The organism is Paenibacillus sp. cl123 (assembly GCF_900101595.1).
Taxonomy (GTDB): Bacteria; Bacillota; Bacilli; order Paenibacillales; family NBRC-103111; genus Paenibacillus_G.
The window spans coordinates 217,642-225,772 of the sequence record NZ_FMYY01000009.1; the positions used below are offsets into that span (position 1 = coordinate 217,642).

At 53.5% G+C, this 8,131-nt stretch carries 6 protein-coding genes, 8 tRNA genes and 1 rRNA gene; 3 read left to right on the forward strand and 12 right to left on the reverse strand.

Annotated elements, in window-relative coordinates:
- Positions 1-119: 119 nt before the first annotated feature.
- The 3 genes from BLR08_RS16845 to BLR08_RS16855 all read right to left on the reverse strand — a co-directional run bounded on the left by BLR08_RS16845 (position 120) and on the right by BLR08_RS16855 (position 3,622).
- A complete protein-coding gene (locus BLR08_RS16845) occupies positions 120-1,244 on the reverse strand; it encodes an ABC transporter ATP-binding protein (protein ID WP_072332537.1) in 1,125 nt (374 codons plus the stop codon).
- A gap of 91 nt (positions 1,245-1,335) precedes the next feature.
- Entirely contained in the window at positions 1,336-2,451 is a 1,116-nt protein-coding gene (locus BLR08_RS16850) for a PucR family transcriptional regulator (protein WP_072332534.1), read from the reverse strand.
- A gap of 313 nt (positions 2,452-2,764) precedes the next feature.
- On the reverse strand, positions 2,765-3,622 hold the full coding sequence (locus tag BLR08_RS16855; RefSeq protein ID WP_072332531.1) for a C40 family peptidase: 858 nt from the start codon (positions 3,620-3,622) through the stop codon (positions 2,765-2,767).
- A gap of 476 nt (positions 3,623-4,098) precedes the next feature.
- On the opposite strand from BLR08_RS16855, the gene BLR08_RS16860 reads away from it, so the two are divergent.
- The 3 genes from BLR08_RS16860 to BLR08_RS16870 are packed head-to-tail and all read left to right on the forward strand — an operon-like array spanning position 4,099 to position 6,695.
- Positions 4,099-4,491 carry a hypothetical protein gene (locus BLR08_RS16860; RefSeq protein WP_072332528.1) on the forward strand — a complete coding sequence of 131 codons (393 nt, stop codon included), beginning with the start codon at positions 4,099-4,101 and terminating at the stop codon, positions 4,489-4,491.
- Between the two features lie 10 nt (positions 4,492-4,501).
- Entirely contained in the window at positions 4,502-5,125 is a 624-nt protein-coding gene (locus BLR08_RS16865; protein WP_256257686.1) for a gluconate 2-dehydrogenase subunit 3 family protein, read from the forward strand.
- A complete protein-coding gene (locus tag BLR08_RS16870; protein WP_090586263.1) occupies positions 5,112-6,695 on the forward strand; it encodes a GMC family oxidoreductase in 1,584 nt (527 codons plus the stop codon). The genes BLR08_RS16865 and BLR08_RS16870 overlap by 14 nt, the downstream gene beginning before the upstream one ends.
- Before the next feature lie 180 nt (positions 6,696-6,875).
- Here BLR08_RS16870 and BLR08_RS16875 read toward each other — a convergent pair.
- The 9 genes from BLR08_RS16875 to BLR08_RS16915 form a co-directional block, all read right to left on the reverse strand.
- Positions 6,876-6,951: transfer RNA gene (locus tag BLR08_RS16875), tRNA-Lys, on the reverse strand.
- A gap of 8 nt (positions 6,952-6,959) precedes the next feature.
- Positions 6,960-7,045: transfer RNA gene (locus BLR08_RS16880), tRNA-Tyr, on the reverse strand.
- A gap of 9 nt (positions 7,046-7,054) precedes the next feature.
- Positions 7,055-7,130: transfer RNA gene (locus BLR08_RS16885), tRNA-Phe, on the reverse strand.
- 204 nt (positions 7,131-7,334) lie between these two features.
- Positions 7,335-7,411: transfer RNA gene (locus BLR08_RS16890), tRNA-Asp, on the reverse strand.
- An 8-nt stretch (positions 7,412-7,419) separates the two neighbouring features.
- Positions 7,420-7,495 (reverse strand) — tRNA-Thr (locus BLR08_RS16895).
- A gap of 11 nt (positions 7,496-7,506) precedes the next feature.
- Positions 7,507-7,582, reverse strand: a tRNA-Val gene (locus BLR08_RS16900).
- A gap of 27 nt (positions 7,583-7,609) precedes the next feature.
- A tRNA-Met gene (locus BLR08_RS16905) sits at positions 7,610-7,686 on the reverse strand.
- A 12-nt stretch (positions 7,687-7,698) separates the two neighbouring features.
- Positions 7,699-7,786 (reverse strand) — tRNA-Ser (locus tag BLR08_RS16910).
- A 100-nt stretch (positions 7,787-7,886) separates the two neighbouring features.
- Positions 7,887-8,131: ribosomal RNA gene (locus BLR08_RS16915) — 23S ribosomal RNA — on the reverse strand; the annotation flags it as partial.

The window sequence follows — 8,131 nt, forward strand, 5'->3', positions numbered from 1 at the left end:
GCTCATCGTATCGGAATCGCGCTCATAAATCAACAGCTTACGTTATTCCGGGCGTGCCGCTCGTCTGCAGAAACCAAAAAAACCAGCCTGAACCAGGCTGGTTTCGAGTATCGATCGAATTAAGCGTTCAACAGGATGGAAGCAGTCGTTTCTTTATCGAAGAAGTGAACTTTGTTCATATCGATAGCGAGCTTAACGTTTTGACCTTCGTGGAAACCGGAACGTCCGTCAACACGAGCGACGATGTTGTTGGTTCCGAGTCCAGCCAAGTGAACTTGCATCTCATGACCAAGGTTTTCAGAAACTTCGATATGAGCGTTAACGACCGAGTTCGGGGAAGCTTCGATGAAGATAGCTTCTTCGTGAAGATCTTCAGGGCGCACGCCGAGAATAACTTCTTTGTTCGCATAACCTTTGTCACGCAAAATTTTCGCTTTGCCTTCAGGAATTTGAAGGTTAACGCCGGAAGCGCGGAAGTACAAATTGCCGCCTTGCTCAGCGAAGCTGCCGTTAATAAAGTTCATGGACGGGGAACCGATGAAGCCCGCAACGAACATGTTAACCGGGTAGTTATAAATTTCTTCAGGCGTAGCAGCCTGTTGGATGATGCCTTTATCCATAACGACGATACGGTCGCCCATCGTCATTGCTTCTGTTTGGTCATGCGTTACATAGACAGTCGTCGTTTCCAGACGCTTAACCAGCTTCGTGATTTCAGCGCGCATCTGTACGCGGAGCTTGGCATCCAAGTTGGAGAGCGGCTCATCCATCAGGAACACTTGCGGTTCACGGACGATAGCGCGGCCCAAGGCAACACGTTGACGCTGACCGCCGGAGAGAGCCTTCGGCTTGCGATCGAGCAGATGCTCGATGTCGAGGATCTTCGCCGCTTCGCGGACGCGGGCATCGATGTCGGCTTTCTTGAACTTACGCAGCTTCAAACCGAAAGCCATGTTTTGGTATACGTTCATGTGCGGATACAAAGCGTAAGACTGGAACACCATCGCGATGTCGCGGTCTTTAGGAGCTACGTCATTCACCAAGCGGTCGCCGATATAAAGTTCGCCTTCCGTGATTTCCTCCAGGCCTGCGATCATACGAAGTGTCGTCGATTTCCCACAACCGGAAGCTCCTACGAGTACGAGAAACTCTTTATCCTTGATGTCCAAATGGAAGTCTTTAACCGTTGATTCCGTTGCACCCGGGTATTTTTTAACGATGTGGTTCAAACGTACACCTGCCATGATTAATTCCCCCTACGAGATGGTATCTGAATATGTTTAAATCATACCCCACCAACCCTTAGGATGACTATGCACAATCTTCACAAAAAAATTACTTTCTTTTCGTTACTTTGTACAATAACATGGCGATCTTCACAAGCACCGCATGGTTGAATGTCCGCACGTCCAATCCCGTCTCCTGCTTGAACTTGTCCAGTCTGTAGAGCAGCGTGTTGCGGTGAATATACAGCTTTTTGGCTGTCTCGCTGACATTGCAGTCCAACTGGAAGAAATGGTCCAGTGTCGTCATCGTCTCCGGATCGAAGGCCAGATCGAGCCGCTTCAGCGCCCGCTCCAGGAAGCTGGCTTTCTCGCTGTCGGGGATCAGATGGACAAGCTTCTCCAGCTGCAGCTCCCATGGCAGATGCATATTGCTCCCGATATGGTAGGTGCGGCCGAGCATGATCGTTTCCCGCAGCTGCAGGATAGCGGAGTATAAAGATTTGGCCGGCAGCATCGGATAGTGGACCGCCAGATGGCATTCGCCGACCCATTCGTTCTCCAGCATCTCATGAAGCCCGTAGCCGAGGGCGGCCAGCCGGTCCTCCAAGGATTCCTCCGACGTGTCGGGACGGTCTTCTCCGCCGTCCATCGCCAATATTTTCTCCGGCCCGAGCACCAGCCATTCCTTGTCCGTCAGCGGAATCAACGTGATTGAAGCATCGAAAAACGATTCCAGCAGCTTCTTCAGATCCGTATAATGAACCCTTCGCGACGTCGTCTGATCGACGTATACGAGCAGCGGGATCTTCGTGGAGTAAAGCGACATCTGCGAAACGAGCGCATCGGGCAGCTCAGCCTGCGTATAACCGAGCTCCTGCTGGCCTTTGAACCACTCCCGGATCAGAGATGCCTTGCGCTCCTCTTCTCCGCTGGGCGCCGCAGCTTTACGTTCTTGCGTCTTGCGGGCATCCAGCATCAAGCCGATCAGCGCCCGTTCCCTGTCCGTGATACCGGCTGCGGGAAATTGGAACAGCAGCATATCCTGACTTTCCTGCTGAACAGGAATATACACATAATCGCCATCTGTCACACCGGGATCTGCGCCGATGGGGCCGGCTCCTTGTTCCTTGGCCAGCTTGGCCCATTCCTCGGCCGATCGTTTCATGCTGTTAACCGCAATACCCAATACGTCCTGCATCTGCCGTCGTACGAGTTCCCAATCCATCCTGAGGCTCCCTCTCCTTAGCTGCCGCCGACCTGTCCAGCACATAGCGTCCAAGCCCGCCGCAAACGTTCTCTCTGTTGACTCGCCCGATGCCGGGCTTTCTCTCTATATTGTAGCACAAACCTCCCCCAGGACAATAAAGGAGCTTCCTTATCCGGACATCGGCCAAGCAGTCCGTTCGATATCCTGACGGAGCCTATAGCTCATTGGAGCCATATGCCTGCGCTTGTAGGGATATGGGCTCAAAGAAAAAAGAGAGCCGCGGCTCCCTTTCTCAGGTTTATTCATCTATATTCAGTTCTCTGGCCCCTGCCTACTTGATGACGCGGCGGGCTGTCACATAATGATCGTCCCACCAGCCGCTCTCAATCGTACCGAACTTGACGCCGCCCTCACCATAAGTATGAATCATCATGCCGTCGCCTACATACATGCCGACATGGCCAATTTTGCCGCCCGAATCTTTCGTCGTGAAGAAAACAAGATCGCCTGCTTTCAGGTTGCTGCGGCTGACATATGTCCCCTCCTTGGCTTGATCGCGGGATACCCGAGGCAGCTCGATGTCGTATTTATTGAAGACCCATTTCATGAAGGAGGAGCAATCAAAGGTTTTGGTCTGGCCGTACTTCGCGCCAAAGTCGTAAGGGACGCCCAAATACTGCTGCGCCGTCAGAATCAGATTGGCGCGAAGCCTGTCATTGCCGGAAAGGACGCGACGCCCGCCGAGGTACTGGCTTTTGAAGTCATTGACCGAACGAGTCACGACTTTATCCTTCGAGTTCGAAGCCATCACCATCTTGCCGTCGCCGACATAGATGCCGGAGAAGCTCGGTTTGTTTGGGCTCGAGCCGAAGAACAGAAGATCGCCCGACTGCGCGGCGCCAAGCGACTTGACGAGGGGACTGCTCATGCTGAACTGATCGTCCATCTTACGGGGAATATTATAATCAAGCATCCGGAAGACGTAATAAGCAAGTCCGGATGCGTCGAAGCCCTGGCTTGGGGTTTCGCCGCTGGCCGTATAGGTTTTGCCGACCATTTTCTTGGCAAGCGATACGGCATCCATATCATCGTAAGCGGCAGAGGCAGAGCCTGCAAGCGCTCCCGTCAGCATAACGGTGATAGCGGCGGTCAGTCCTGCGGTGCGGAGTGCGAGGTGCGAAATCTTCATGATGTTCCTCCTGAGTTGTTAGTTATTCTCATCTATGGGCAATCATTGCCCTTGCACTCACAGATTACCATGGGAGAAAAACCTATCGCACTCCGCAAAAATTTCCTTTGTTCGTGTCTTGCTTCCAGCGGCACCACAAACAACCAGCCCCGTCCATCCATCCTCCGGAGCTCTGCCAAACGGCCCGGTATGCCGGATTATGCAGCAAAGCCGTATTACATAAGGCTTTACCGCATATCTATCAGCCATGTATATAACACTGGATGAACGTGGTACGGAAAATCCTTCTCAAGGTCTTCAGAAACAGTTCCCTGCATTGGCAGAAATGTGCTATAACATTTCGTCACGTCCTAATTTCAGGATAAATTCTTGAATTATGGGAAAAATTCAACTGCTCCCTGCAAAATAGATGCTCCGCCCCTGGCAAGCTGCCTTGAAATTCGTAATCACTTCTATACGGGAGGCTAAATGTTGTAATGAATTGGAACGATTGGCCTTTGGAACGATTGGTCTACTTATTCGTGGGCCTCGCCTACCTGGCCCTCGGCACACACGTAACGTTATCCCATTACAAGAAACTATTTTCTTATAAATCCATGTGGACGCCGGTTGCCGCCGCTCCGGTCTTTAGCTTGACCGCATTATGGCTTGCCTATTTGCGCAGCACGCCGCTGCTCGTCCTCTTCTCCGGCCTGATGTGGGTAGGTGCCGGGATCGGGGCAGCCGGTCTGTATTTCCATGTGCATGGCGTTGGCGTCCGCGTCGGAGGTTACTCGATGCGCAACTTTCTGACAGGACCTCCGCTCGTCATGCCGGTGCTTTTCGGCGGCATCAGCGTTATCGGCCTGCTTGCTTATTACTGGAGGTGAAGCGGCAGCTATGCCCATCAAGCGTCTAACCCGTTATCCGGCCTACGATATCATGAGCCAGCAAGCAGAGTGGGATGAACATACCCGCCGTCTCGTCTCAGGCCGTCTGCACACATCCGGCCAATATACATGGCTGACGCCGGTCGAAGCCGAACTGCTGCGTGCTCTCTGCAGCCTGCTCATGGATGACGATCGCCCCGAAGTCATGCAATTCGTACTGGACCACATAGACCGCACCATGTCCGAGGGCAAGGAAAGCCACCGGCAGCCGGATCTCCCCCCTGCTCCGGAGCTTCTTCGATCAGGTCTTCATGCTCTGGACACTTTTTGTCAGACCATGTATACCAAGCATTTTTTCCACTTGGATGCTGTACATAAGCAGTCGATTCTGGAAGAGCTCAGCCTGGGAGAAATGCCGTATTATGATTTATGGAGCAAAACGCCGCCCCAAATATGGTTCAGCAAACTCCTTAGCTTGACGATTGATGCTTATTATTCCCATCCCGAAATATGGTCCGAGATCGGGCATGGCGGTCCCGCCTATCCCCGGGGATATGTTCGGATGCATCCCGGCGAGCCTGACCCTTGGGAAGCCCGAGAGATTAGGAGGAATAATCATCATGATCAAGCGTAGGTACGAAGGCCAGGAGGTGGATGTCGTCATCGTGGGAGCCGGCGCTTCCGGAGGCGTGCTGGCCAAAGAGCTTAGCGAAGCGAATATGAAGGTTGTCGTGCTTGAGTCCGGCCCCTTCCGCGACCCCCAGCATGATTTCGCCAGTGATGAGCTGGCCATGCGGAGCCTGGGGTGGCAGGATACCCGCATCGTCGATGGCGCCGATCCGTTGGAGATGGGCGCGAATAATTCAGGCTGGGGAGTGGGCGGAGGAACGACTCATTTCACAGGTGTGTTTCTGCGTTTTCATGAAACCGATTTTCAAAGCCATACGCTTGAGGGAATCGGAGAAGACTGGCCGATCACTTACGCGGAGCTGGAGCCTTATTATGACAAAGTCGAACGGGAGATAGCGGTCTCCGGTCCCCGGCATTTTCCTTGGGGGCCTTTCCGCGGCCCTTATCCGTACCCGGAGCGCGATCCTATCAGTCCCAACGCCCAACTCTTTGCGCAAGGTTGTGAACGGCTCGGCATACCTTGGACAGTCACTCCGCTGGCTATTCTATCCGCTCCGTTCGAAAACCGCCCTCCCTGTATCAATCGCGGATTTTGCCAGCAGGGCTGTATGCCGAATGCCAAGTTCAGCACGCTTATCGTTCATATTCCCAAAGCTATACAGGCCGGGGCAGAGGTGCTTCCCAATTGTACCGTCCTCCGCATCCATACGGACCTGGCAGGCAAAGCTACCGGCGTCACCTTCGTGCATGACGGCGAAACCTATGAACAGCGGGCGCGGGTCGTCATCGTGGCCGCGCATGTCATCGAAACTCCGCGCCTGCTGCTGAACTCGGCGAATGCACTTTTCCCGGACGGACTGGCCAATCGGAGCGGCACTGTCGGACAATCCTTCATGACGCACAGCAGCCATGATATGTATGCCCGCTTCGATCAAGAGGTCCGTCTCTACAAAGGAACCCCCGTACTCGCTACGACCCAGGAGTTTTATGCGACCTCGGCAGACCGGGGATTCGTCAAGGGCTACACCCTTCACGCCCATGGCGTCAAACCCGTCAGCTTCGCCCAGGGCATCTCCAAGTCAATGGGCCAGGGCCATGCCCCCTTATGGGGAAGACGCCTGCGAGAGACGCTGCTGGACTACAATTACTACGCGCGCATCACAATGGTCGGCGAGGTGCTTCCCGATCCTCGGAACCGGATCACGCTTAGCGAGGAGAAGGATGCCCACGGGATGCCTGTCGCCCGTGTAACCTTCAGCTATGGAGACAATGACAAACGGCTGATTGATCATGCGATCGGGCGCATGGAAGCCATACTCGAAGCGGCCGGGGGGCGTCCTGAGTTCGTCGTACCCGATACCGCTCACTTGATGGGCGGCTGCCGGATGGGGCATGATCCTACAACCTCAGTCGTCAACAGCTACGGTCAATCGCATGACATCCCGAATCTTTTTCTGTGCAGCGCCAGCATGTTCGTGACATCCGGCGCCGGCAATCCCACCAATACGGTGATAGCACTGGCTCACAGAACCGCCGACTACCTGAAAAAGCATGCATTGAACTCCGGCTGGTGAGTCATTGACCGCTCGTCTGAACGTTGGCCACACGAATACAACCATTATCGGACTTAAGCCGATAGCCCATATCGCAGACCTGACTATCGCCGTCAGGTCTTTTGCCTTTACTCCATTTGCTTGCGAATATACCAAAAGACCCTTTCCAATAGGAAAGGGTCTGACATTTTGAACGTATAGTGGTGAGCCATGTAGGACTCGAACCTACGACACCCTGATTAAAAGTCAGGTGCTCTACCAACTGAGCTAATGGCTCGAAATGAATGGTGGAGGCTGATGGATTCGAACCACCGAACTCGTCAGAGAACAGATTTACAGTCTGCTGCGTTTGGCCACTTCGCTAAGCCTCCATGGTACTATGGTGGCTCGGGACGGAATCGAACCGCCGACACGAGGATTTTCAGTCCTCTGCTCTACCGACTGAGCTACCGAGCCATATGTTCAATAGGAATAATCGGCTCGACGCTCTACATGCCAGTCCGTAACTGCGATGCAGCGCTATCAAAGCAATAGAAAATATATTCATGGCGGAGCCGACGGGATGCTCTCGTTTCACTTCGAGACTGTGATGTATCGCTATCGAAGCTTATGCTCCGACGAACCCAAGGGTTCTCATCCCTATAAAAGAAAGTATATTCATGGCGGAGCCGACGGGATTCGAACCCGCGGTCTCCTGCGTGACAGGCAGGCATGTTAGGCCTCTACACCACGGCTCCTCATGAAATGGTGCCGCCGAGAGGACTTGAACCCCCAACCTACTGATTACAAGTCAGTTGCTCTACCAGTTGAGCTACAGCGGCATATTAAATTATGGTGGAGGCTGACGGGATCGAACCGCCGACCCTCTGCTTGTAAGGCAGATGCTCTCCCAGCTGAGCTAAGCCTCCACGCGTTCAAAACTTCATTAAAATAAATGGTAGCGGCAGAGGGGATCGAACCCCCGACCTTACGGGTATGAACCGTACGCTCTAGCCAGCTGAGCTACGCCGCCATATGAGTAAAACGGAGAGAGAGGGATTCGAACCCTCGCACCACTTACGCAGTCTAACCCCTTAGCAGAGGGTCCCCTTGAGCCACTTGGGTATCTCTCCAAGCCCTACAATCAAAGCTTGCGCCTTGAAAACTGGATACGAAACTTAGCATGCTGAATGCTTTTAGCTAGCTTACGAAGTGGTTTACTCCGTAAACCTATAGGATAAGCCCTCGACCGATTAGTATTCGTCAGCTCCACACGTTGCCGCGCTTCCACCCCGAACCTATCTACCTCGTCGTCTACAAGGGGTCTTACTTACTGGGAAATCTCATCTTGAGGGGGGCTTCACGCTTAGATGCTTTCAGCGCTTATCCCTGCCGTACTTGGCTATCCAGCCGTGCCTCTGGCGAGACAACTGGTACACCAGCGGTACGTCCATCCCGGTCCTCTCGTACTAAGGACA

Coding starts and splice junctions, on each gene's coding strand:
- BLR08_RS16845 (WP_072332537.1), bottom strand. CDS start 1,244: ATGGCAGGTGTACGTTTGAACCACATCGTTAAAAAATACCCGGGTGCA.
- BLR08_RS16850 (WP_072332534.1), bottom strand. CDS start 2,451: ATGGATTGGGAACTCGTACGACGGCAGATGCAGGACGTATTGGGTATT.
- BLR08_RS16855 (WP_072332531.1), bottom strand. CDS start 3,622: ATGAAGATTTCGCACCTCGCACTCCGCACCGCAGGACTGACCGCCGCT.
- BLR08_RS16860 (WP_072332528.1), top strand. CDS start 4,099: ATGAATTGGAACGATTGGCCTTTGGAACGATTGGTCTACTTATTCGTG.
- BLR08_RS16865 (WP_256257686.1), top strand. CDS start 4,502: ATGCCCATCAAGCGTCTAACCCGTTATCCGGCCTACGATATCATGAGC.
- BLR08_RS16870 (WP_090586263.1), top strand. CDS start 5,112: ATGATCAAGCGTAGGTACGAAGGCCAGGAGGTGGATGTCGTCATCGTG.